The sequence below is a fragment of the Lichenifustis flavocetrariae genome, assembly GCF_026130545.1.
GTDB classification, from domain to species: domain Bacteria; phylum Pseudomonadota; class Alphaproteobacteria; order Rhizobiales; family Beijerinckiaceae; genus Lichenihabitans; species Lichenihabitans flavocetrariae.
Genome location: NZ_JAMOIM010000016.1, coordinates 115,787 through 138,816, shown reverse-complemented (window position 1 = coordinate 138,816; position 23,030 = coordinate 115,787). Strand labels below are relative to the sequence as shown.

Here is a 23,030-nt window from a genome sequence, read left to right as displayed (position 1 = left end):
GAGACAGCACCGCCATGAGCGTCGATCTCCTCGTCACCAATGCCACGCTGCCCGATGGGCGCACGGGCCAGGACATCGCGGTCGCGAGCGGCCGCATTACCGCCATCGCGCCGAGCATCGCGACCGAGGCGGGTGAGACGATCGACGCGGCGGGACAGCTCGTCTCGCCGCCCTTCGTCGACCCGCATTTCCACATGGACGCGACGCTCTCGCTCGGTCTGCCGCGGCTGAACGAGTCCGGGACATTGCTCGAAGGCATCGCGCTCTGGGGCGAGCTGAAGCCGCTCTTGACTCATGAGGCGCTCGTAGAGCGCGCGCTGCGCTATTGCGACCTCGCGGTGTCGCAGGGGCTGCTGGCCATCCGCAGCCACGTCGACGTCAGCGATCCGCGGCTGCTGACGGTCAAGGCCCTGCTCGACGTGCGCGAACGGGTGAAGCCATACATCGATCTGCAGCTCGTGGCCTTTCCGCAGGATGGCTACTACCGGGCGCCCGGCGCCGTGGCGGCCCTCGACCGGGCCCTCGATCTGGGCGTCGACGTCGTCGGCGGCATCCCGCATTTCGAGCGCACCATGGCGGACGGGGCTGCCTCGGTCGCGGCCCTATGCCGGATTGCTGCCGACCGAGGCTTGCCGATCGACCTCCATTGCGACGAATCCGACGATCCGCTGTCGCGCCACATCGAGACGCTGGCTGCCGAGACGGTGCGTCATGGGCTGCAGGGCAGGGCGGTGGGGTCACATTGCACCTCCATGCACTCGATGGACAATTACTATGTGTCGAAGCTCATTACTCTCATCGCGGAAGCGCGCGTCCACGTGGTGGCGAACCCTCTCATCAACATCACACTCCAAGGCCGTCACGACACCTATCCGCGACGTCGCGGCATGACGCGCGTGCCGGAGCTCAAGGCTGCCGGCGTTAACGTAGCTCTCGGCCACGACTGCGTGATGGACCCGTGGTATCCGCTTGGCTCAGGCGATATGCTCGAGGTGGCTCATATGGCAATCCACGCTGCCCCAATGACCTCGCGCGCGGCGATGAGCGGCGCCTTCGACATGGTAACGATCAACGCGGCCAAAGTCATGGAGCTCGATCGTTATGGGCTCGCGGTGGGCAACAGGGCTGATTTCGTTCTTCTCCAGGCTCGCGACCCGATCGAAGCGATCCGTCTCAAGGCCACCCGTCTCGCCGTCATCCGCTTCGGTCGCGTCATCGCCCGGTCGGTTCCGCGTTGCGCTGAACTGCGACTGGATGGGCGGCCCGTCTCAGTGGATGCTTCGCACTACAGTCCAACCAACTGACGGATTGGAGCACCGCGGCATGCGTGACACCCGCGAAAGCTGCCCGCAAGCGACCTCGATCGCGCCGCTCTCATGGCCCGTGATCGTGATCCGCTCAATCCTGCCGCGCACCATCTCGCCGAGCCTCACCGCGTCCGGACGGGACAGCCGCTTTCGGTGATCCGCATTCCGATCGCCGTCGTGCTCTCAGCTAACGAAGCATCGAGACGCAGCGCCGGTCCGCCGCGTGCTTTAAACACGATCCCGCGTTCCGCTTTGAAGATGCGTGATCTCGGGGTGAAATCGCCGCGACGCGAGACGTCATTGGAGGCTGTTGGTACAGTCGTCGGCATGGCCCGCTTTGCCCCAATAGGCATTGAGACAGCCACCTGCATTGCAGTCACCTCGCAAGTTTGGCATCGTGATCTTGTCACGGCCATGGGTCGTCGGCCGCCAGGAGACATGGACATTGAACGTGCCTCTGACTACGCTTCCTCCGCCCCAAGGTTGCCTGAGACACCTCGTAAGATGGTGTATCGCGGCGGCTGCGGCGCGATCTGAGATCGAGCCTCGACCATGTTCCGGTCCTTTCGGTTGGCCGCCGCGTTTCGCGCAGCTGGTAAAGGGGTTCCAGTCGGCTGCGGTGGCCGGACCTGCATGGACGGGACGCGCGTAACGCGCGGTGGGCCGTCGGGCAACCCGGTAGGGGCTCGCCCGCGTTGCGGCCTCTTACGCGCCGCCGACGCCATCGCCGAACATGGACCCCCGGTCCATGACCCGGTCGAACGTCGCCTCGTCCACATGGCCCGACTTTATGGCCCGCCTGGCGCAGAGTGCCCCCCAGGGCATCGGCCGCTTCAGAGATGTGGGCGGCTATCTGGTGCCGATCACGGGCGAGAGCGCCGTGACCAGCACCAGGCTGTTCTTGACGTAGCTCGCGAGCCGGAGCTCCCGCGCTGACCATCACGCGAGAAGCTTGTCCATGACGATGGGAAGGTCGCAGATGCGCTTGCCGGTCGCATGGTGGACGGCGTTGGCGACCGCCGCGGCGGTACCGACGATGCCGAGCTCGCCGATGCCCTTCACCCCCAAGGGATTGACCTCGGGATCCTCTTCAGGGACCATGATCACGTCCACCTGGGGGACATCAGCATTGACGGCCATGAGGTATTCCCCCGAGGCTGTCGTTGACGTAGCGACCCCGCTTCTCGTCGATCTTCGTCGCCTCGAGCAACGCGGACGACATTCCCCAAATCATCCCGCCCATAAGCTGGCTCCGGGCCGTTCGCGGGTTCACGATGCGGCCCGCCGCAAAGGCACCGGTCATGCGCGGGACCCGGATCTCGCGCGTCAGCCTGTGGATGCGCACCTCGACGAACTCGGCGCCGAAAGCGAACATCAGGGGCTTGCCGTTCCTGGACTCGTCGCCGCGCGCCTGGTTCGCGAACGGCACCTGGCCTTTGCGGAGCATGCCGAGGACTTCGGGCTTCGTGCCGGGAGGCAGGAACTCGCCGAGTTCGCTGATCTCGCTCACGCCCAACCGAGCGAAGGCTGACGCCGGTGGTTTGCGGCCTTGCAAGACCGACCGCCGGTCAGATGGCCGGTTGAAGTCGAATGTTTGGGTTTGGGTTAAGTGGTCAGGGCTTTGCCGCATCAGTGTATCGAGCACTTGGCCGCAGGCAGAGTTGCATTTGCGCAGCCGTGCTGACGGCTTCTTGGCTGTAGAGCATTGGCACGTACTCGCCTTTAGACCATTTCCCGGCGAGATCCCCATAGTGTGGCGAGCGTGGGTCGCCGGACTGGCCGGGCGCATTGATGCAGACGCTTTCGTCCCAGGCGCCAACGTCGACGACCATCCGGACCGAGGCGCCCAGGATGACGCGGAAGTCGTTGAAGCGGTACATGGCGTTCATCGGCGTCGAGTCGCTGCCGCCCATGGGAAGAGGGCCGACGTTGAGGTCCGGGCTGCGTGTGAGCCCCGTCAGAACGTGCTCAAAATAGCCCTGGTGGAGGCGGCCCCAGGCCCAGGCGGACGGGTCCAAACCCATGTGCTCGGCGCATTCGCTATAGGCACGGCTGAGAGTGCCGAGCAGCAGCGCGTCGCGCGCGGCTTCCGCGGGGGCCGCGAACCACGGCCCGGGCTGCTCCAGGCGCGGCAGCACGCCATCCGGGTCGCCGGCGCCGAGCAGCGCGCGCGTCGCCGGATCTGCGACCGCCATGGCGAGAACGCCGGGCCGTAGGTGCTTCGACCACCAGACCTCGAACAGGGCAGCGGCGGCGCTGTCCGCTGCGAGAACGGCATCCCAATCCCTCAGCAAGTCTAGGGCAGTCGAGATCGCCGCGTCCTCACTGCCGAGGTCTGCCAGCAGGCGCACCACGCGCCGGGCCGGCAGCGACAAGAGATCCGTCTGCAGCGCACAGGATGTCCGGACCGAGTGGACCGGCGTCGCCGCGAAGACCTCGGCGATGCGGTTGGCGCGCGCGCCCTCGATCCATTCATGGCCGATCTTCTCAGCTGGCAGAGACCAGTCGACCGGTACGTTCTGCTCGTTTGCGGTGGCGAAAAAGCCGGTCTCGGGGTTGAGCACATGCGGCAGGTCGCCGGCGCGGTAGAAGCCCTGCCACTCATAGCGGCCGTCGCCCGGCACCGGCAGCAGCCCCTCCCAATTCGTACGAATCGGGCTGGTGCCGGCGGCGATCCAGGCGATGGTGCCGCCCGTATCGGCATAGACCTGGTTCACGGCCGGCACCGCCCAGCGCTTCATGTCTTCCGCGAAGTCCGCGTGCGTCTTGGCGCGCATCGAGGAGAGGCTGACGAAATAGGGCGCGGCGCCCGGCTCGAACCAGACCGAGCGCACCGCATAGGCGCGGCGCTTGGTCGGGTCTTCGAATATCACTGGGCCGTGCCGGGTGAATTTGAGCGCCAGGGTCTGGCCGGGCGCCCCTCGAACCGTCGCGGGTTCTTCGATGCGCGTCATACGTTCCCAGCCGTCGTCATATCGGTAAAGTTCGGGGTCGTCAGGCGCCGTTTCGTAAACGTAGACGTCCTCTTCGTCCGGCCCGAAGAACAGCGTGAGCCCGAACGCGATGGTGCCGTTGTGGCCCATCATAATGCCGGGGAGGATCGGCTCGCCTGCACCAATCCCGTCGAACTCCGGGCAGGTGAGGTGGACGAGATAGCGCAGTGAGGGAGCGGCATGGGCCCGATGGGGATCGTTCGCGAGGATCGGGCGGCCGGTCTCGGTGTTTGTCCCGGCGATCACCCAGTTGTTCGAGCCCTGGCCGTTGGCCTCCCGCACCACCTCGCCCAACGGCGTCACCTTGCGCCAGGCCTCGGCCTTGTCGAGATCCGTATCAAGACGTTCGCGGCCGAAGGTGACGGGGACGAGGGCCAGCTTGAAAATGTCGAGCACCGCCGTGGGGATCGAACCGAGATCGAGCCCTTCGGGGATCGTGGGCGTGATTGGCGGGTTGAGCGTCTGCCGCAGGAGATCGGCCTCAGCACCAGCCTGGGCCATGACATTGGCGCGGATCACCTCCGAAAGGGCGTTGCGCATCCACGAATGGCTGCGGATGCGGACGACGTCGTCTGCGGCCCATTTGGCCGGCCTTGTGCCGAGCTCCACGAATTCGGGCGGCAGTCGCTTCGGTTCGGCGTCGACGAGATCGACGTAGGCGTTGATGCCGTTCACGAACGCGTCACAGATGACCTTCGCGTCGGAGCAGTAGCAGGCCCATTCGGCCTCCATGTCACCGCGGTAGAGGAATAACCGCGCCGCGCGGTCCTGTTCGAGATAGCCGGGCCCGAAATCGGCCGCGAGCAGGCCGAGCCCGCGCTTGCGCCACAGGTCGATCTGCCAGAGCCGGTCGCGCGCCGCATTGAACCCCTGCGCGAAGAACAGGTCGAGCAGGTTGCCGGCCCGGATGTGCGGAATGCCCCAGGTGTCGACCGTGATGGCGACGGGCTCGGAGAGGCCCAGGACGGCGATGTCTTCGTGGTGCATGGCAAAATTCCGTGGACGGACCGTGGCTCGTCAGCGCCGGGCTGTCGTGCGAGGGGCTCAGGATCCCCTTCTCCCCTTGCAGGAGAAGGGGCGTTGCAGGGGTGGCGAAGAAGCACGCCGGTTCGGCTTCGCCGACCCGGAATGAGGCGTCTCAGCCCTGCCCGATTTCCGCCGAGAGGGACGGTGTCTTGCCTTCCTTCCATTTGCGGCAATAGTCGATCATGGTGGTAAAGTGCACGCCCGGCTTGTCCTTCACGTGCTCGATGATGCCTTCGAGCAGCAGCAGGCGGTGGGCGCGGCCGATCACCTGCGGGTGCATGGTAATGCTGAACAGACCGGTGCCGATGCGCTCGTAGAGATAGTCGAACTCGTCCTTCCAGATCTGCAGCAGCGAGCGCGGCGTCTGCACGCCCTGGATGATGCCACCCTTGCTGACGACATATTCGAACTGTGGAAAATCATCGAGATGCCAGGCGACCGGTAATTCGACAAGGTTGACGGGTTTTCCGAACACATAGGGGTCGTCCATGGTGAAACTGTCGCCCACCCGGCACCAGTAGGGCTCGAAATCCGTCGCCATCTGGCTGCTCTCGTACTCGAAGCCATATTCGAGCAGCAGCGGGATGGATTCGGGGCTGTTGTCCCAGGCGGGCGAGCGGTAGCCGACGGGTCGGACGCCTGCGACCTCGTCGAGCGCCTTGAACCCCTTCTCCAGAATCCAGCGCTCGCGCTCGGGCGAGACGGTGACGGGGTTCTCATGGATCCAACCGTGATGGCCGATCTCGTGCCCCGCAGCCGCGATGTCCTGCACCGACTTCGGGAAGGCGTAGGCAGTGTGGCCGGGAATGTAGAAGGTGCCCGGAATCCTGTAGTGATCCAACGTCTGCAGGATACGGCGGACGCCGATGACGCCGAACTCGCCGCGCGACGTCATACTGGGGGATTTCGCCCCGAAGGTGCCGATCCAGAGCGACATCGCGTCGTAGTCGAAGGTGAGGGCGACGCCCACATTCTTGGTCATGGTTTCTCTCCTGAATTACCGCGGCGGTTCCGCTCGGTTTGTCGCCCCTCATTCCGGGGCGGCGGAGCCGAACCCGGAACCGGTGTGCCTCTGTCGGCGGGATGAGGAGCGCACCGGTTCCGGATCCTCGCTGCGCTTCGTCCGGAATGAGGAAGGTTCAGTTCCGCATCCGCCGCGCGTAGATGTCGAGCGCCACCGCGCCGATGACGATCACGCCCTTGGCCACGAGCTGATAGTTGTTGTTGATCGCGAGCGAGTCGAAGACGTTGGTCAGCGTCGCGATGATCAGGAGGCCGATGGCAGTGCGCCACATGGCGCCTTCGCCGCCAAGCAGCGAGGTGCCGCCGATCACCACGATGGCGATCGAGTCGAGCGCGATGCTGCCGCCCATGTCGGCCTGCCCGACCCCCAGGCGCGACGACAGGATCACGCCGCCGATCCCGGAGCAGATCGCTGTCATCACGTAGGTGCTGGCGCGCAGAACGTCCGTCGGGATCCCGGACAGGCGGGCCGCCTCCGTGTTGCCGCCGGTCGCGTAGATCGACCGGCCGTAGACGCTGCGGGCCAGGACGAAGGCGCCCGCCAGGAACACTGCGATCAGGATGTAGATCGAGATCGGCCAGCCGAGCCAGGATTCGGTGCCGAGATACTGGAAGTTGAAGTCGTTTGGCACCTGGGGGGCGGCATTGGAATAGATGAAGGCGTAGCCCCCGAAGGCCGAGCCGGTGCCGAGCGTCGCCACGAACGGGTTGACCCGCAGCTTGGTCACGATCAGCCCGTTGATGATGCCACAGATCGTGCTCGCCACGAGCACCGCCCCCGCCGCACCCCAGAGGCCGAGCGGATCGGCGAGATGGCCGAAGACGACGGCGCCGAGTGCGAAGATCGAGCCGACCGAAAGATCAAAGCCGCCGCCGATCATCACGAAGGTCATGCCGACGGCCACGATACCGACCGGCGCCGACTGGCTGAGGATGTTTTTCACATTGGTCGGGTCGAAGACGCGCGGGTAGAGGATCGTGCTGCCGATCAGCAAGATCACAAACGCCCAGACCACGCCGAATTGGAGGAAGATGTCGCGGCTCAAGGCCAGTTTGCCGGGAGGTTTGGCAGCGGCGGGCGGGGTCATGGGCAGGCTACTCATGCGTCATCACCTTGAAGGCGGCAGTCAGGATGTCCTGCACGTTGACCGGGCCGACAGTCTGGTCGAGCTCGGCCACCTTGTGCCCTTCGGACATCACGATGATCCGGTCGCTCGCGGCGATGACCTCTTCGAGATCGGACGACACGACGATGATCCCGAGCCCCTCGTCGGCGAGGCGGCGCAGGGTGGACATGATCTCGTCTTTGGCCCCGATATCGATGCCGCGGGTCGGCTCGTCGACGAGGAGGATTTTCGGGCCGCGGAACCGCGCCTTGCCGAGCAGCACCTTCTGCTGGTTGCCACCCGACAGGTTGCGCACAATGGTGCCGACGCGGTTCTCGGCGAAGCCGAATTCCCGCGCCACGCTACGCGCCTTGGCGGCAATCGCGGTGTTCGAAATGATTCCGAAGCGCGACACCGCACCGAACCGAGCAATCGCGATATTGTCCATAGCGCTCATGCCAAGCACCAGGCCCTGCGCCTTGCGGTCCTCCGGCACGAGCACGATGCCGTTTTTGAGGGCTGCGCGTGGCGTCGTCGGCCACTCGACCGGCTCGCCGTCGACGGTGAGCTCCCCCGTGCTGCGCGGTTCTAATCCGGCGAGGGCGCGCAGCAGCGAGGTGCGGCCGGAGCCCACGAGACCGCCGACACCGAGAATCTCACCAGGACTGAGACTGATGTCGATGGCCTCGATCGCACCTGGAACGTTGACACCTTTGGCGGCGAGCAGCGGCGCGGCACCGGCCGGCCGTGGCTTCCGCTCGACCCGGCGGTTCTCGACGACATCGTGGCCGACCATGGCGCGGATCAGCGCGGGCTTGGACCAATCCGAGCGAGGTGCGGACCCTGACAGGTTGCCATCGCGAAATACGGTCACAACGTCCGAAATGTCGAGAACCTCCTCGAGGTTGTGGCTGACAAACATCATGGTGGTGCCTTCGGCGCGCAGCTGGCGCATGAGGCGAAACAGGGCTTCGCGTTCGGGCGGGGCGAGCGAGGTCGTGGGCTCGTCGAAGAGGATCAGCTTGGCGCCGGACTGCACGCCACGCATGATCTCCAGCATCTGCTGATCGGCGACCGACAGGCGTCCCGCGATCGCGTCCGGCCGGATGGTCACGGACATCTCGGCCGCCAGTTCTTCGAAGCGCCGTCGCATGCGCCGCTCGTCGAGCAGACCGGCCTGCGCAAGGGGCTGGCCGAGAAAGACATTGGCCTGGGCCGACAATGCCGGCACGATCGTCAGCTCCTGGTAGATGGTGGCGATGCCGAGACGCCGTGCCTGGCGGGGCGCGCCGAAGACATGCGGCTGTCCGAAGATGCGAACCGTGCCGCGCGTCGGCACCACGCGCCCCGCTATGATGCCGAGAAAGGTTGATTTGCCCGCCCCGTTCTCGCCCACGAGCGCGTGGATTGTGCCAGTCTTTGCCTGCACGTCGACGCCCCTGAGCGCAAGGGTGCCGCTGTAGCGCATCTCGACCCCCGTCGCGCGGAGGGCGAGGCCGGTGTCGGTCGCTGGGACCGTGGCGGCAGCTTGCATCGCTTGGTCTCCGTTCGAAGATCTCATCGCCAGGGCGTTCCTTTGCCCCACTTGCGGGGAGAAGGTGGCAGACCCCGGCGCTTCTCCCCTCATCCGGCCCCCTTCAAGGCACCTCCTCCCCGCTCCGTGGGGCGAAGGGCAGCGGCGGAGCGCTCGGAACGCGGCTCAATACTGCGGCTGGAACTTGTCGATCGTGTCCTTGGTGATCTCGTGCACTTCGAGCGGCGTCGTGCGCGGCACGGGCTTGCCGACCCAGGCGTCGCCGAGCTGAATCACCGATTCGTACATTTCCGTATAGGGCAGCAGGGTCCGCGTGTACTCGATCTGTCCGGCCTTCACGGCCTGGAACGCCCAGATATTGCCCCCCGAGTCGTAGATCTTCAGCTTGCCGTTGCCGAGCGCGCCGGCCTGCTTGGCGGCCTGGACGGCGCCACGCGTCATGTCGGAATAATTGGAGATCAGGATCGTCAGGTCGGGATGCGCCTGGAACAGCGGCAGCGTCTTCGAATTGCCTTGCACGACAGTGTAGTCCGTGCGGACGACCGCGACCACGTCGAAATCGGGATATTTGGCTTTGACGTCTTTCAACGCGAGGTCGGTGTTGATCGTGTTGGCGTTCAGATCCGGCCCGGTCACGACCGCGACCTTCTGTGGGCCGGGGTTGTTCTTGGCGATGTCCATGATCCAGTCACGGAACGGCCCGCGCCCCTGTGATCCGCCGACAAAATTTAGCGTGCCAGGCGCCCAGAGCTTTTCGCCTTCTTCCGCGGCCCGGTCGCAGATCGGCTCGTTCGCGACGGCCACCAGCACGCCCTTTTCCCGCGCCGTCTCGGTGAGGATCTTGCACGCTTGGTTGCCGTCGTTCATCTCGCCAACGATGGCGTTGTACTTGCCGCTCGAAATGACGTTCTGGGCTTGGTTGTACTGAACGCTCGCGCTCCAGTTCGGGTCGAAGACGTCGAGCGTGGCACCGATCTTGGCTGCCGCTTCCTTGGCGCCCTTGATGGCAGACTGCAAATGCGTGTTGTTGGTCGCGGCCATCAGCAGCGCGATATGGAGCGGGCCACAGCCGCCCATCATGGATTTGCCTTCGCCGAGATCGATCGTATGCGGCTTGCAGGCACCGTCGGCCCACGCTGTCGTGGAAGCGAGGGAGCTTGTCATTAGCGCCGTGCCGAGCGCTAGGCCGACCGCTGAGAAGCAGCGCAAGCGACGTTTGTCGAGCATCGTCATTGGTCCTTCCGTTCCTCGGCGGCGTCCACGGCGTGAGCGCAACCTGATTGAGTTGTAGTTAAGACCAAGCGATGCGAAATGACTTGACGATTGAACACAAAGATTCAGAGGCGATCTTTGAGGCTCACCAGGCCCGGATTTGGCTTTCGCCGTCTTGGAATGAGGTGCGGTGTTGCTCGCCATCTCAACGGCGAGGACCGCACCCTTCGCCGGCTACTCCCGCTCCAGCCACGGCGGCGGCTGGAACGCGCACTCGCCATAGGGGGAGGGCGACAGGATGCGTTGCTGCCCGCCCTGGATCTGGAAGATCAGATGCGCCTGGCTGATCGACGGGTCCTGGGAGGTGTCCGGATAGGCCTGGGCGACTTGGCCGGGATTGTCGAGCGAATATGCGCCGTTCACGCCGCGATGGATCACGGCCCGGATCTCCGGCACGACCCTGTCGAAAGCCCGGGGATTGTCGGTCCGGGTCCAGGCCGTCGCCAGGATGTTCACCCGGTCATAGGCGAGCCCCGCATGCGAATGGCCAGGCTTCTGGCCATGCATGCGCTCGTAACGCTCCGCAAAGCCGCGGGCGAGGTGGTCCTGGTAAAGACCGGTCGTGGTGGCCCAGATAACCCCATCCGCATCGCGCCCCAGCTGTTCGCGATAGGCCGGCACTGAGGGACCGTAGAGCGTGTAGACGAGCGCCCGCGCCGGATTGTTGAGGAACTCGCGCAGAAAGGCGATATTCTCCTCCGGAAAGTAATAAGCCAGGAAGATCGCGGCCGGCGCCTGACGGTGCACTTGCTCCATCACCTTCGCCCAATCGATATTCCGCAGCGGCAGGTCATCGAGCAGGTCGATCTTCCATCCGCCTCGGGCAGCAGTGCGTTCCAGATTGCGGAAGCCAATGTCCATGCGGGACCAGCGCGGCTGGATCACCAGCACGCGCCGGGTCGATGCCGTCCAGCGGCGAGTCCGTTCGAGTTCGCTCAAGAACCGAATGAAGCGTGGGCCATAATGGATATCGCTCGGGCAGACCTGGAACACGTTACGCAGCCGCCACTGATCCTCCCGGACCCGGTTGACCATGGCTTCCATCGTGGCGCAGTGCAGGTAGGGCGCGCCGTAATCGGCCACCATGTCCTGAACCTGCTCCTCCGAGCATGTGTAGCCCGAGGTGATGGCGTCGACCTCGCTCTCGATCAAAGAATGGACCGCCCGGGTTACGGCTTCCGTGTTGCTGACGTCGCAATCGACGATCCGCAGTTCCAGCTTTCGCCCTGCGACGCCGCCGCGGCGGTTGATCTCGTCGACCGCGAGGCGCGTGCCGTTGAGCATCTCGGTCGCGTCCGACGCCGCAAGGCCGTTCAAGGACAGCGGCGTCCCGATGAGGATTGGACGGCGCTGGAGCGAGGCGGCCGACACCCGGCCCCGGTCCTTCATCTGAGCCGCCTTGAGGTCCACAAGGCCGGCGGTGAGGGGCACCAGGTTGCGGCCGCCCCCTGGGGTTGGCAGACGCAAAACACCGAGATCGGTCGCAAGCGTCGCGGCGCCCGTCCGGCTCATCTGCCCAAGTTTGGCGAGGATGCGCTCGACATGCGTCGTGATCGTCCGCAAGCTCGTTTCGAGGCAGGCCGCAATGTCGTGGTTGCCCAGTCCACCCGAAATCAGGGTCAGGACATCCAGCTCCCGGGCTGTAAGGCCAAAGGGCGGCGCGACTGCTGTGGCCGTAAGCACAGCCCGGACCGTGTCGTCCGGACGGGTCTCCGCCTCGATCCGCACGCCGTACCAGGTCTTGTCGGCATCGATCCAGAGAAAGCGGACAAGATCGCGACCGCTCTTCAAGAGAGCACTGGCGAAGTCAGAGAACTCCGGCCGGGCGCCAAAGAACCAGACCGCATGCCGACTTTCGATCTGCTCGACGGCCCCAGCGTCGGATAAGGCGATGCGATGCGTGGCCGGCTTGGCTGCGCCTTCGAGACCTACGCTGCCCGGATCTTTGAGACCCGACCATCCAGGCCGATCGAGAATGACCGAAGGGGCCTTATTCATGACCGCCACACGTTAATCTGCTTACGCACCGCCGTCTGAGGCTCTTGTAGCAATACGCATGCCGCATCGCCTATCCCCCGGCCTGCATCGGTCGGAATACGTATATCCAACGCGAACCACCTCCCTATCGTCATGTGACTGCCATCCGAACCTGCCACCGGGCCTGCTGTCCGATGCGTCGGCCGGCTTCTCGCGGAGATCGCCATCATGCGGCAAATCTGCTCGACCACACGTGAAGACCGGCTTTCGCGCATTCCGGAGGTCAGCGATGCGCATATCTTAATTGCAGCGGTCGAAGGGCTACCCGAGGCGCTTTACGCCGGCGGGGTTGATCCGCACCGGATGCTCCGCGCCGCTGGGTTCGACAGCAAGGTTGTGCGCCTCGACCTGAAGCGGTACTGCGCGCTCTTCGAACTGGCAGCCGACCAGACCGGGAACGATACCTTTGGCCTGCAATTTGGACGGGACTGCGCCCCGGAGCGTCTGGGCCTCATCGGCGAGATCGTACTCGCGTCGCCGACGCTCGGGGCCGCGCTCGACAATCTGGCCCGCCTGTTTGCCTATCACCAGCAGAATACCGACGCCGTATTTAAGCGCGCCGGCGACGTCTGGCGCCTGGAATACCGAATCCTGGACGGCCGCATCCTGCAGCGACGGCAGAACGCGGAGCTGACCCTCGGTGCGCTGCTCAACCTGCTGCGCCGCTGCCTCGGACCAAGCTGGATCCCGGACGAGGTCCATTTCGAACATCCGCAGCCCGACGACATCCGTATGCACCGGCGCGTCTTCGGGGCTCCGGTTTATTTCAGCATGGAAACCAATGCCCTGGTGTTCCCCGACCCTGGGCTGTCAAGGCCCATGCCGGGTGCCGATCCGGCACGTATGATATGGCTGCGCGACCGCCTGATCCGTCTGGCCGGCAGCACCGGAACGCTGAGCCTCACGGATCAGGTGGCCGGCGAAATTCGGTCGCGTCTCCCCTCCGGATATCCCCATATCGAAGACGTTGCAGACGCGCTCCGCATGACCAGGTGGACGCTGCAGCGGCGGCTGATGGAGCAAGGCCAGGTCTTCTCGGACCTCGTCGAGACGACACGTCGGCGCCTCGCCGAGCTGCATCTCGGGGCCGCTCATATGCCCATCCGCGACATTGCCGACGTGCTGGGCTATTCGGAGCTCAGCGCTTTCACCCGCGCCTGCGTGCGCTGGTTCGACGAGCCGCCTTCGCGGGTCCGAGAGCGCATCCGGAGTGCGGGCTGAGCCTTCGGAAAGTGCCGAGATGTCAACTGCGGTTGCCTGCACGAGTCTAGATTGCTCACCATCGAGGAATGGGTGGGAACGGCAATGCGGGTTGAAGGCAAGGTTGCAGTTGTCACGGGCGCTCATCGCGGCATCGGCCGCGCGTGCGCCGAGATCTTGGCTCGCGAAGGGGCTCAGGTGATCGCCTGCGACATCCTGGCCGACGATCCTGGTTACGATAGCGCCGCTATCAGGTTTCGCCGGCTCGACGTCGGCTCGGAATCCGATTGGCAGGCGCTGGCGGGTGCGATCGAAGCGGGGCCCGGCCGGGTCGATATCCTGGTCAATGCTGCTGGCATCGCACCCACCAAAGCCGGCGCGCACGATGTGACGCTGACCGACTGGGATCACATCGTCCGCGTGAACCAGACCGGCGTGCTGCTCGGCATGCGCATGGCCTCGGCCATAATGCTCGGGAAGGGATCGCTTTCGATCGTCAATATCTCCTCGATCTGGGGCCAGGTCGGCGGCACGGGGCAGATCGCCTATCATGCGAGCAAGGGTGCGGTTATCAACATGACCCGCAACGCGGCCGTCACCTATGCCAAGCAGGGCATCCGGGTGAACGCCATTCTGCCCGGGCTGATCGACACCGAGATGGTCCGGATACAACCGCCAGCAATGAACGCCGCCACCCTGTCCCTGACGCCGATGGGTCGGATCGGGCTGCCGGAGGAAATCGCCGCCGGCGTGTTATTCCTCGCCAGCGACGAGGCCTCGTTCGTGACCGGCGCGACCCTCGCCATCGACGGCGGCTTCACGGCTCAATAGCGGATTTTCCTGATGAACGACTACAACAACAAGCCGCTCGCCGGCCGCACCGCCCTGGTCACGGGCGCCGCCCGCGGCATCGGCGCCGCCGTTGCGGCCCGCCTGGTCGACGATGGCGCCCGGGTCTATGCGGGCGATCTTCTGGAGGAGGAAGGTCGCGCGCTTGCCGATGCGCTCGACGGGGCCTGCACCTTCCAGCGACTCGACGTGACCGACGAGGCCGAATGGGCCGCCGCCATGGAGCGGATAGCCCGGGAAGCCGGGCGGCTCGACATCCTGGTCAACAATGCCGGCATTTATGGCCCCGCCTCGCTGCAGGACGAGACGGCCGCGGGATTCCGCCGCCTGTTCGAAATCAACCAGTTTGCGATCTTCTGGGGCATGAAGTGTGCCGTTCCGCTGATGACCCTCGGCGGCTCGATCATCAACCTATCTTCGATTGGCGGAATGGTGGGATACAAGGGAACCTTCGGCTATGCCGGCACCAAATGGGCCGTGCGCGGGCTTACCCGGTCCGCCGCCCGCGAGTTGGCGCCGCTGAAAATCCGAGTGAATACCGTGTGCCCTGGCGTGATCGACACGTCGATGTTCTACGAGAACGACCCGGCCCTGCTGAACCAGTTCCTCGACGCGATTCCCCTCGGCGCGCTCGGCAAACCAACGGATGTCGCCTCCGCGGTCGCGTTTCTCGCCTCGGACCAGGCGGCCTATGTGACGGGCTCCGATATTTTGGTGGATGGCGGAATGCTGGCCTGATGTCCAGTGGTCGAACTGGCGCTGTGTCATGGCCTTGGGATCAGACACGGGCTCGCATTCGGAGTGGCCTGTCACCAAAACGGTGTCGCCAGCCGTGAGCCCGTAAAAAGGGCGCCCTAGCGTTGCCATTGCCTATTGGAAACGAGAGTCGCCGCTGTCGTTTGCCTCTAGTCGCGCGGCGTTGGGTTCGCGGTTTTGTCTCGCCTAATGTTGATTCTGGCGCACCCGAAGAGATTCGAACTTCAAGACTACCAGATTGCGCTCAGAGTCACCCAGAGGTTCCGCGACGTCGTCTGCCAGCTTCCGGCCTGAAATAAGCGGACAGAAAACTGGTAAGAATGATGGTAGGAATTTTCTAGGAATGAACCACTAAATACCTGTTGGCATTACATTTGGAGCGGATTCCCTTCGCCCGCTCAGGATCTGGCTTTCCGGCTTAAATCCACTCGTCGTCGATCCATTTGAAGGCGCAGAAACGATCAACCGATTCACTTTGAACGCGCTCTACCAAAAGCCTCGAAAAACATTCAGGGTCGCATCAAGGCTCAGTTGTCGAAGCCCTTCGAGCGGCAGGCTTGCGTCCCGAGTAAGGCATCTTGTTTTTCTCCGCCACCCACGGAATCAACTTGATGGGGAACGTCCGCAGATGCGCCGTCGCGATCGGCAACTTCAGCATCTCGGCAAGCTTCATTTCGAGATCCGCTGCATCCACGTAGATCTCGTCTGTGGCGGTCTTGCCACCATGTCCAAGAAGATCGGCTCGGGTCTCAATATCAACGTCCTGCTTCTTGAGCGCGGCGCCAAATGTTTTTCGAAGCGAGTGAATGACCTTCTTTCGCTGCCCTTCCTCTGGGATCGCGATCAACAAGCCGCCGATCAGCTCGTCATACAGTTTGTCACCCGAGGGACTGTCAGTGGTACCGGAATGCAGATCCGGGAAGACGCGGTTGTACCCGAGTGCCCTTATCGCCTCGACATAATCGAAGATGCCGAGCCGGATGATTTCCGGATGGAGCGGGATAAAGCGCTCCGATTGATCATTCTTGATATCGCGGTGGGCGTTGTCTCTGATGTGAACGTAACCGATGCCATTGATGACACCGACATCATCGAGATCCAGACCGCAGATCTCCTCCCGTCTTGCGCCCATGTAGTGAAGCATGAAAAGGGCGAAATACAGCGCGCGGTGGTAAACCACATCACCTGGCAGAAACGCATCCTGCTTCTTCCAGCCCTTGCATCCGATAAAGAACGCGAAGTTGAAGATGAGCGCGAGATCATCGGTGGAGAACGTGGCCCGCTTCGTTCGTCCGCGACCGCCTTTTGGCGGTTTGAGGAGGCGCGGCGCCAAATCTTTGTCGATTGCCTCGCCGTTCGCTCGCGCCCAATCCACGAGCTCCTGCAGGAAGGTGAGATGGCGCCGAACAGTAGCTGCTTCTAGCCCACGCTTGTCGGCCGGCTTTTGCTTTCCAATTGTTTCCAGCTCTGCGATGGAGCGCTCTTCGTCGGCCGGGGACTTTCCGTAGCTTTTGGCGAAGTTCTTGAAGGCGGCTTTCAGATCTGAGAAATGCCGCTGCTTGACGTCCCGAAGCGTGGCGATGCCCTTTTCCGAGAGCAATTTCGCGAACAGGCCATAGGTTTGTAGCGCCTGCTTTTGCGACTTTTGATCCCAGGCGCGGTCGTCGGCCTTCTCGTCGGCAAATCGACGTCCCAAAGCCGACAAGGCTCGATCCGCAGACAGGGAGACAACCGGCTTAGGTGCCGACTTCGCAGGCTGCTGGACACTATCTGCGGCTCCGGGATCAATGATGATAGGGCCGCTCGCATCCTGTGCTGTCCGTTCGGCAGTTCCCTCGCGCTGAACGGCAGGCGGGCGATCGGGGTTCGCCTTCGCTCCACCATGTTCCGCTGTGACCGGCGGCGCAGGGCTTCGCAACAACTCCTGAACGAGGTGGTCATCTTCGATATAGATGCCGTCCCATCGACGGTCGGTTTGCCGCAGTGCTGCGGCGTATCCGCGGAAGATCGCGGTTTGTGCGATCCGGGCGTTGCCTCCGTGGGGACAAGCGCCGACGGCATCAAGGGCGGCGCGGATGCGCGCAGGGTAATGGGGGATGAGACGCTGAGCCCTGAGGCAGTTGAGCATGTGATCAACCTCGACACAGTCGGCCTCGGTCAAGCCCGCCGCAATCATCTGGCGTCTGGCGCTTTCGTCGACCTTTGCACTCTCCCCGCGGCCCGCGAGCAGCTGATAGCACCAGCTCATGATGACGTCCGACCGACGGCTGTCGTCGGCATCAAAGTCTGGGCTACTTCGCTCCATCGCGGAAATCCGGTCGAGGCGCTGAAGGTGCCGATCGGCGGCTTGGCGAACGATAGCAGTTGCCTGCTGCTTGGAGATCAGGAAGCCGTCTTGAGTGGGGTCGTCGAAGAGCATGGCCGCGAACGCGTTGAGGTGATCGGCGAGCGCCCGCGCTTTCGGTTGCTCCCTGATTCTCAGGCTAATCGCGATATGCGAGATGGCGAGTCTTTTCGCGAGTGTCGCCGGCAAGCGACGGCGCCACTGATAGACAGCCCCGCGACGTATGACGTTTGCAACCCTTGGCAAGAGCAATCCCCTGTGCACAGTCATGTGCAACAGAAACCGAGCCCAAGCCCCAGAAGCCTTTCGGCGCTGAGATAAATCAAGAACTTAGCGAATTATGGCTGGGGGACCTGGATTCGAACCAAGATTAACGGAGTCAGAGTCCGCTGTTCTACCGTTGAACTATCCCCCAACTAAGTTGTTGCTTTGTTTAAACCTTCGAGGCTGTACTTACAACCGTTCCGAAAGTTTTACAAAACAGCGCTTAGTCGGTGGCCGCGATATAGAGGGACGGTTCCGAACGCGCAAGGGAATTCTGATTTGAGACTAGCTCTTCGCGGCTCGTCATACCAGTCGTTCTTCATCACAACGCGGCGGCGGTGGGATGCTAAGCGGGATGGAGTCTCGGCCGGCCCGCATGCCTGTGAGAAGCTGAACGATACCGCCGATCGTGCCGACTTCAGGGCTCGGCTGCCTGCCTGGCCTCAGCTGTTGCGACCGCAAGGGTCATCGCGAGCGCGAAGGTTGCGGCGAGGGACCGGAACGCGCCGAAGTCGGCCTCGGCCACTTCCAGGTACACGTCAGCCAGCGGGCAGAGCGGCGAAAATGCACTGTCGGTGAGGGCCACCAAAGGGACACCACGCGCGACGGCCAAGCGGGCCGCTTCGATGCTGGCGGGCGCATAGGGTGTGAAGCTGATCGCCAGAATGGCGTCGACAGGAGAGGCGTGGCTCGCCTGTTCGGGTCCTAAACCTCCCACCTGATCGATCAGGAACGCTTTGAGACCGAGATTGCCGCACGCATAGGCGAAATAGGCCGCGACAGGAAACATCCTTCGGGCGCCCATGATGTAGAGACAGTCGGCCTTGGCGAGCGTCGCCACGGCCTGCTCCAGCTTGCCGACATCGAGGGCTTGCTGCGCACGCTCCAATGAAATGGTCGCGGCATGAACGAATCCGTCGAAGAGGCTGGCTGGACCCGGCGCAGCGCCGTTGCGGTCGCTCAGCTTGGTCAGGCGGTCTCGGTAATCCGGGAAGCTTTTCTTGAGATGGTCGCGAAACACGGTCTGCAGATCGGAAAAGCCGGCGTAGCCGAGCGTCTGAGCAAAACGCACCAATGTGGAGGCTTGCACCTGCGCGACCTCGGCCAAATGAGCAGCCGTGCCGAAGGCGAATTCGTCAGGCCGATCGAGCGCAAAGACGGCGACCTGACGGAGGCGCTTCGGCAATGCGCTCCCCTGAACCTGCAACAGGGACTTCAAGGCGTCGAAGTCTCGCGGCGGCTCGTGAAGTCGCGTCAGACGCTGGGGGGCGGTTTCCTCATCGGCCGTCCCGATCGAGGCCACCTGCGGCAGCGGATGCGAACCCCCTCCCGCGACGGTCGTGACGGCTGGCAGGTCTTGTTTGTCCAACTTGACCATCACCCCTCGATGCCACTTCGCTTCCATTTTGGAATATAAATTCCAGAGCTGCAATGGATTGCTTCATCATATCCGTGAATGCTCCTATCTCTTCGCTCCAATCTTGCGAGAGCCGGTCGCCCGTCCTATTGAACAAGCTGGCCGTGCGGCTTCTTTCGTCGCGAGCCGTCGAGCGATCATGCGTGTTTGGGTCTGATGCATGCCGAAGAGATCCGAAAGCGCCCGATGGGCCAGAAAGCCAATGCGTTGATCCTCGGTGGTCCGATCAAGCCCATGCCGGGAGATCGTCTCCCGCACGCACGTGTCCTCATGTACAGCCACGACACGTTCGGGCTCGGTCATTTGCGGCGCTGCCGGGCGATCGCTCATGCCCTGGTGGAGCGCTTCAAGGGAGTGCAGGTCCTGATCGTCTCGGGTTCGTCGATCGCTGGGGCGTTCGACTTCCGGACTCGGGTCGACTTCCTGAAGGTCCCGAGCGTGATCAAGTTGATGAACGGCGAGTATACGCCCCTTGCCGACCACACGGATCTGCAGGAAACGCTCGACCTGCGCCGGTCGTTGATTCTCAACACGGCTGAATCGTTCCAGCCCGACATCTTCATCGTGGACAAGGAGCCACTGGGGCTGCGCGGCGAACTCGAGCCGACTCTCCGGGCCCTGCAGGCGGCCGGAACGACGCTGGTTCTAGGGCTCCGCGACGTCATGGATTCTCCGGCGCTGCTGGCCGCCGAATGGGCGGGGCCGGAAGTGCTGCGCAAGATGCAGGAGTTTTATCACCAGCTTTGGGTCTACGGTCCGCGCGATTTCTATGATCCGCTTCAGGGTCTGGAGGCGCCTCGGAATCTGCATGAAAGGCTTGTCTGGACGGGTTTTCTGCGCCGCGAGATCCCCGTCGTCGTGCCCCACCACATCAACCTGCCCGAGGATGCCCTGCTGGTCACGACCGGCGGCGGCGGAGATGGCGCGGGACTGGTGCGGCAGGTCATCGAAGCCTACGCGTTCGACCCAAGCCTTACGGCACCCGTGGTTCTGGTCCTCGGGCCGTTCATGCGGGCCGAGGATCGGGACGAAATCCGCCGTCGTGCCGTCGATCTTCCGGCCTTCACCCTGGTGGATTTCGACAATCGGCTCGAAGCCATCATGCAGGCCGCCAGCGGCGTTGTCAGCATGGGCGGATACAACACGTTCTGCGAGATCCTGTCATTCGACAAGCGCGCGTTGATCGTCCCACGCACGCGCCCACGCCAGGAGCAGCTCATTCGCGCCCGGCGAGCGGCCGAGCTCGGGCTGATCGACATGCTGTTGCCTGAGCAAGCCGCCGATCCCGCCCTGATGGCGGCAGCCTTGCGGCGTCTGCAGGGTCGGCCAAGGCCATCGGAGACGTTCTACGGCCGCCCGCTCGACGGGTTGCTCGCCATCGGCGATCTGGTCCATGACATTATGGTGTCGCGGCTCGCACAAAGGGCGTCGATCACCGGCGATCTCAGGCACTGATCAGAGCATCCCATGATCGCTCCGGTTGTCTTTCTCCTCAAGGGCTATCCGCGCCTGAGCGAAACATTCATCGCCGAGGAGATCGCCGGGCTGGAAGCCGCCGGGATGCCGATCAGGATCGTGTCGATGCGCCAGCCGACCGACAAGAAGATCCATCCGGTCCATCGCCGCATCAAGGCGCCGGTCTCCTATCTCCCTGAATATCTGCACCGGGAACCCTTGCGGGTGCTGCGGTGTGTGTGGAGTCTGCGCCGAGCCCCTGGCGTCGCACTGGTGTTCCAGGCTTTCGTGGCGGACCTTCGCCGCGATTTCACGCGCAACCGGGTCCGTCGTTTCGGGCAGGCCTTCGTGCTCGCGGCCGAGTTGCCGGAAGGGACGGCGCATGTCCATGCCCATTTCATTCACACGCCCGCGAGTGTCGCCCGTTATGCCGCTGGTCTTCTGCGGATCGCTTGGTCGTGCTCGGCACATGCCAAGGACATCTGGACCTCGCCGGCCTGGGATTTGAGGCAGAAGCTTGCCGAGGCGACGTTCACTGTCACATGCACCGCGGCGGGCCGCTCGCGTCTGCAATCGCTGACCTCGGAGGCGAGGCAGGTCAGCCTCGTGTATCACGGCCTCCGGCTCGATCGCTTCGTGCGGCTGGCGTTGCCTGAGTCTCGGCGCGATGGCCGCGATCCTGACATGCCGGTGCGTCTCCTGAGCGTGGGACGGGCGGTCGAAAAGAAGGGCTTCGACCTCCTGCTCGAAGCCCTCGCGCGGATTCCAGCCGATCAAGCCTGGTCGTGGATCCACATCGGGGGTGGGGCGCTCCTGCCAGGGCTGAAGATGCAGGCAAAGCGGCTTGGGCTTGAGCCGCGTCTCACCTGGTGCGGCTCGCAGGATCAGGATGCCGTGCTCGATGCCTATCGGGCGGCCGATCTCTTCGTTCTCCCTTGCCGGGTTGCGTCGGACGGAGATCGCGACGGACTTCCCAATGTTCTCGTCGAAGCTCAAAGCCAGGGTTTGGCCTGTGTGTCGACAAGAGTGGCGGGGGTGACAGAATTGATCGACGACGGCCACAACGGCATTCTCGTCCCTCCCGACGATCCTGCCGCGCTTGCCGCCGCCTTGACGGCTCTGATCGCTGATCCAAGTGCGCGACATCGGCTCGGACGTGCGGGTGCTCTTCGAGTCGAGGCCAGCTTTGATGCGACCAGGGCCACAGCCGCGCTCATGACGTTGTTTGCCGATCATGCCGGGGCACGTCATGCTTGAGCCTCACCGAGAAACGCCGCGCGTGGTCTTTTATGTGCAGCATCTGCTGGGCGTGGGTCATCTCGCCCGTGCCTTTCGGATTGCGGCCGCGCTGGACGAGGATGGATGGTCGGTGGATGTCCTCGCCGGCGGAGTCGTGCCCGCGGGGTTGGATGCCGGGCGCGCCACGATCGTTCAACTGCCCCCCGTCAGCGCGGGAGCTGCCGGGATGTCGGCTCTCGTTCATCCGGACGGTCGCCCGTTCGACGCCGATGCCCAGCATGCGCGGCGCGACCTGCTGCTCGCTCACGTCGCTCGGTGTCGCCCCGACGTTCTCCTGATCGAGGCTTTCCCGTTCGGTCGACGGCAGATGCGATTCGAATTGTTGCCGTTGCTTGAAGCCGCAAAGGCCCAGGACACCCCGCCGCTGATCGCGAGCTCAGTGCGTGACATCGTGCAGGAAAACCGCCGTCCCGAGCGCATCGACGAGACGTTGGATCTTATCGAGAGCTACTTCGACCTCGTCCTGGTGCATGGTGATCCATCCTTCGTGCGGCTCGATCGGAGTTTCCCCGCGGCCGGGACCTTTGCGGCAAAGATGGCCTATACCGGGCTCGTCGCGCCCAAGCCGCCGAACGTCGCGCTCGGAGCGCACGGCCGGTTCGACGTTGTGGTTTCGGTGGGTGGGGGAGCGGTCGGCGAGTCGCTCCTTCGTGCCGGGCTTGGGGCTCGCCCTTTGACACGGTTGGCGGGACGGCCTTGGCTGTTTCTCACCGGCCCTAATCTGCCTGCTGCGCGGCGCCACGAGGTCGAACGTGCCGCCGGAGCGGGTGTGACGGTCGCGCCCTTTGCTTCCGATCTCGCAGCCGTGCTGAGCACGGCTGCAGTCTCCGTGTCTCAGGCGGGATATAATACGGTCGCAGACATCCTTGTGGCGGGATGCCGCGCCGTGTTGGTCCCTTATGGCGCGAATGGGGAAACCGAACAGACGGTTCGAGCCGAACTTCTGGTCCAACGAAAACGCGCCGTGATCGTGGAAGAGAGCGCCCTTTCACCCGTCAGGCTCGCCCAAGCGATCGATCAGGCGCTTGAGACTTCGGTCGACCGCCCGATCTTGGATGTGGAAGGGGCTCGTCACACATCCGATATCCTCAGGCGGGCCATCCGGGCCCGCTGACAGGCATCGCTGCCCGATCGGGCGCCGTTTTGCA

At 63.9% G+C, this 23,030-nt stretch carries 19 protein-coding genes and 1 tRNA gene; 9 read left to right on the top strand and 11 right to left on the bottom strand.

What is annotated here, in order from left to right; all coding sequences use genetic code 11:
* The first annotated feature begins 14 nt into the window (after positions 1-14).
* The 3 genes from M8523_RS21575 to M8523_RS21565 all read left to right on the top strand — a co-directional run bounded on the left by M8523_RS21575 (position 15) and on the right by M8523_RS21565 (position 2,217).
* Positions 15-1,304, top strand: a complete 1,290-nt coding sequence (locus M8523_RS21575; protein WP_282586972.1) for an amidohydrolase family protein — start codon at positions 15-17, stop codon at positions 1,302-1,304.
* A gap of 19 nt (positions 1,305-1,323) precedes the next feature.
* Positions 1,324-1,464, top strand: coding sequence for a hypothetical protein (locus M8523_RS21570; protein WP_282586971.1), 141 nt, complete (start codon positions 1,324-1,326; stop codon positions 1,462-1,464).
* Positions 1,465-2,055: 591 nt separating this feature from the next.
* Positions 2,056-2,217, top strand: coding sequence for a hypothetical protein (locus tag M8523_RS21565; protein WP_282586970.1), 162 nt, complete (start codon positions 2,056-2,058; stop codon positions 2,215-2,217).
* Positions 2,218-2,246: 29 nt separating this feature from the next.
* Here M8523_RS21565 and M8523_RS36800 read toward each other — a convergent pair whose 3' ends face one another.
* The 8 genes from M8523_RS36800 to M8523_RS21530 form a co-directional block, all read right to left on the bottom strand.
* Positions 2,247-2,447 (bottom strand): hypothetical protein, encoded by a 201-nt coding sequence (locus M8523_RS36800; protein ID WP_428350990.1) that lies wholly within the window; start codon positions 2,445-2,447, stop codon positions 2,247-2,249.
* A complete protein-coding gene (locus M8523_RS36795; protein WP_428350989.1) occupies positions 2,431-2,817 on the bottom strand; it encodes a molybdopterin cofactor-binding domain-containing protein in 387 nt (128 codons plus the stop codon). The genes M8523_RS36800 and M8523_RS36795 overlap by 17 nt, the downstream gene beginning before the upstream one ends.
* Positions 2,818-2,920: 103 nt before the next feature.
* Positions 2,921-5,287: a penicillin acylase family protein gene (locus M8523_RS21555; protein WP_282586969.1), complete on the bottom strand. Its 2,367-nt coding sequence runs from the start codon at positions 5,285-5,287 to the stop codon at positions 2,921-2,923.
* 151 nt (positions 5,288-5,438) lie between these two features.
* Positions 5,439-6,308: a polysaccharide deacetylase family protein gene (locus M8523_RS21550; RefSeq protein WP_282586968.1), complete on the bottom strand. Its 870-nt coding sequence runs from the start codon at positions 6,306-6,308 to the stop codon at positions 5,439-5,441.
* A gap of 157 nt (positions 6,309-6,465) precedes the next feature.
* The gene (locus M8523_RS21545; RefSeq protein ID WP_282586967.1) at positions 6,466-7,452 is read right to left on the bottom strand and encodes an ABC transporter permease; all 987 of its coding nucleotides are present in this window, start codon (positions 7,450-7,452) and stop codon (positions 6,466-6,468) included.
* Positions 7,445-8,989, bottom strand: a complete 1,545-nt coding sequence (locus M8523_RS21540; protein WP_282586966.1) for a sugar ABC transporter ATP-binding protein — start codon at positions 8,987-8,989, stop codon at positions 7,445-7,447. Before M8523_RS21540 ends, M8523_RS21545 begins: the two co-directional genes overlap by 8 nt.
* A gap of 165 nt (positions 8,990-9,154) precedes the next feature.
* Entirely contained in the window at positions 9,155-10,216 is a 1,062-nt protein-coding gene (locus tag M8523_RS21535) for a sugar ABC transporter substrate-binding protein (protein ID WP_282586965.1), read from the bottom strand.
* A gap of 219 nt (positions 10,217-10,435) precedes the next feature.
* Positions 10,436-12,259 (bottom strand): ABC transporter substrate-binding protein, encoded by a 1,824-nt coding sequence (locus M8523_RS21530; RefSeq protein WP_282586964.1) that lies wholly within the window; start codon positions 12,257-12,259, stop codon positions 10,436-10,438.
* Positions 12,260-12,466: 207 nt separating this feature from the next.
* Between M8523_RS21530 and qhpR the strand changes: the two genes are divergently transcribed.
* Genes qhpR through M8523_RS21515 form a run of 3 tightly spaced genes read left to right on the top strand, consistent with a single transcriptional unit; the run spans position 12,467 to position 15,085 of the window.
* Positions 12,467-13,519, top strand: coding sequence for an AraC-like transcriptional regulator QhpR (gene qhpR / locus M8523_RS21525; protein ID WP_282586963.1), 1,053 nt, complete (start codon positions 12,467-12,469; stop codon positions 13,517-13,519).
* Between the two features lie 51 nt (positions 13,520-13,570).
* Positions 13,571-14,329, top strand: a complete 759-nt coding sequence (locus M8523_RS21520; protein ID WP_282586962.1) for an SDR family NAD(P)-dependent oxidoreductase — start codon at positions 13,571-13,573, stop codon at positions 14,327-14,329.
* A 12-nt stretch (positions 14,330-14,341) separates the two neighbouring features.
* A complete protein-coding gene (locus M8523_RS21515) occupies positions 14,342-15,085 on the top strand; it encodes an SDR family NAD(P)-dependent oxidoreductase (protein WP_282586961.1) in 744 nt (247 codons plus the stop codon).
* A 538-nt stretch (positions 15,086-15,623) separates the two neighbouring features.
* Here M8523_RS21515 and M8523_RS21510 read toward each other — a convergent pair.
* From M8523_RS21510 to M8523_RS21500, 3 genes are all read right to left on the bottom strand, one after another.
* Positions 15,624-17,717 carry a DUF6538 domain-containing protein gene (locus M8523_RS21510; RefSeq protein WP_345894275.1) on the bottom strand — a complete coding sequence of 698 codons (2,094 nt, stop codon included), beginning with the start codon at positions 17,715-17,717 and terminating at the stop codon, positions 15,624-15,626.
* Positions 17,718-17,788: 71 nt separating this feature from the next.
* Positions 17,789-17,862: transfer RNA gene (locus M8523_RS21505), tRNA-Gln, on the bottom strand.
* Positions 17,863-18,129: 267 nt separating this feature from the next.
* The gene (locus M8523_RS21500; RefSeq protein ID WP_282586959.1) at positions 18,130-19,089 is read right to left on the bottom strand and encodes a MurR/RpiR family transcriptional regulator; all 960 of its coding nucleotides are present in this window, start codon (positions 19,087-19,089) and stop codon (positions 18,130-18,132) included.
* Positions 19,090-19,314: 225 nt separating this feature from the next.
* Here M8523_RS21500 and M8523_RS21495 point away from each other — a divergent pair, with 225 nt between their 5' ends.
* From M8523_RS21495 to M8523_RS21485, 3 genes are read left to right on the top strand one after another with little or no spacing between them, the layout of a single operon-like run.
* Positions 19,315-20,583 carry a glycosyltransferase family protein gene (locus M8523_RS21495; RefSeq protein ID WP_428350986.1) on the top strand — a complete coding sequence of 423 codons (1,269 nt, stop codon included), beginning with the start codon at positions 19,315-19,317 and terminating at the stop codon, positions 20,581-20,583.
* Positions 20,584-20,595: 12 nt separating this feature from the next.
* A complete protein-coding gene (locus M8523_RS21490) occupies positions 20,596-21,840 on the top strand; it encodes a glycosyltransferase family 4 protein (RefSeq protein WP_282586958.1) in 1,245 nt (414 codons plus the stop codon).
* Positions 21,833-22,996: a glycosyltransferase family protein gene (locus tag M8523_RS21485; protein WP_282586957.1), complete on the top strand. Its 1,164-nt coding sequence runs from the start codon at positions 21,833-21,835 to the stop codon at positions 22,994-22,996. Before M8523_RS21490 ends, M8523_RS21485 begins: the two co-directional genes overlap by 8 nt.
* Positions 22,997-23,030: the final 34 nt, after the last annotated feature.

Coding starts and splice junctions, on each gene's coding strand:
- M8523_RS21575 (WP_282586972.1), top strand. CDS start 15: ATGAGCGTCGATCTCCTCGTCACCAATGCCACGCTGCCCGATGGGCGC.
- M8523_RS21570 (WP_282586971.1), top strand. CDS start 1,324: ATGCGTGACACCCGCGAAAGCTGCCCGCAAGCGACCTCGATCGCGCCG.
- M8523_RS21565 (WP_282586970.1), top strand. CDS start 2,056: ATGACCCGGTCGAACGTCGCCTCGTCCACATGGCCCGACTTTATGGCC.
- M8523_RS36800 (WP_428350990.1), bottom strand. CDS start 2,447: ATGGCCGTCAATGCTGATGTCCCCCAGGTGGACGTGATCATGGTCCCT.
- M8523_RS21555 (WP_282586969.1), bottom strand. CDS start 5,287: ATGCACCACGAAGACATCGCCGTCCTGGGCCTCTCCGAGCCCGTCGCC.
- M8523_RS21550 (WP_282586968.1), bottom strand. CDS start 6,308: ATGACCAAGAATGTGGGCGTCGCCCTCACCTTCGACTACGACGCGATG.
- M8523_RS21545 (WP_282586967.1), bottom strand. CDS start 7,452: ATGAGTAGCCTGCCCATGACCCCGCCCGCCGCTGCCAAACCTCCCGGC.
- M8523_RS21540 (WP_282586966.1), bottom strand. CDS start 8,989: ATGCAAGCTGCCGCCACGGTCCCAGCGACCGACACCGGCCTCGCCCTC.
- M8523_RS21535 (WP_282586965.1), bottom strand. CDS start 10,216: ATGCTCGACAAACGTCGCTTGCGCTGCTTCTCAGCGGTCGGCCTAGCG.
- M8523_RS21530 (WP_282586964.1), bottom strand. CDS start 12,259: ATGAATAAGGCCCCTTCGGTCATTCTCGATCGGCCTGGATGGTCGGGT.
- qhpR (WP_282586963.1), top strand. CDS start 12,467: ATGCGGCAAATCTGCTCGACCACACGTGAAGACCGGCTTTCGCGCATT.
- M8523_RS21515 (WP_282586961.1), top strand. CDS start 14,342: ATGAACGACTACAACAACAAGCCGCTCGCCGGCCGCACCGCCCTGGTC.
- M8523_RS21510 (WP_345894275.1), bottom strand. CDS start 17,717: ATGACTGTGCACAGGGGATTGCTCTTGCCAAGGGTTGCAAACGTCATA.
- M8523_RS21500 (WP_282586959.1), bottom strand. CDS start 19,089: ATGGTCAAGTTGGACAAACAAGACCTGCCAGCCGTCACGACCGTCGCG.
- M8523_RS21495 (WP_428350986.1), top strand. CDS start 19,315: ATGGGCCAGAAAGCCAATGCGTTGATCCTCGGTGGTCCGATCAAGCCC.
- M8523_RS21490 (WP_282586958.1), top strand. CDS start 20,596: ATGATCGCTCCGGTTGTCTTTCTCCTCAAGGGCTATCCGCGCCTGAGC.
- M8523_RS21485 (WP_282586957.1), top strand. CDS start 21,833: ATGCTTGAGCCTCACCGAGAAACGCCGCGCGTGGTCTTTTATGTGCAG.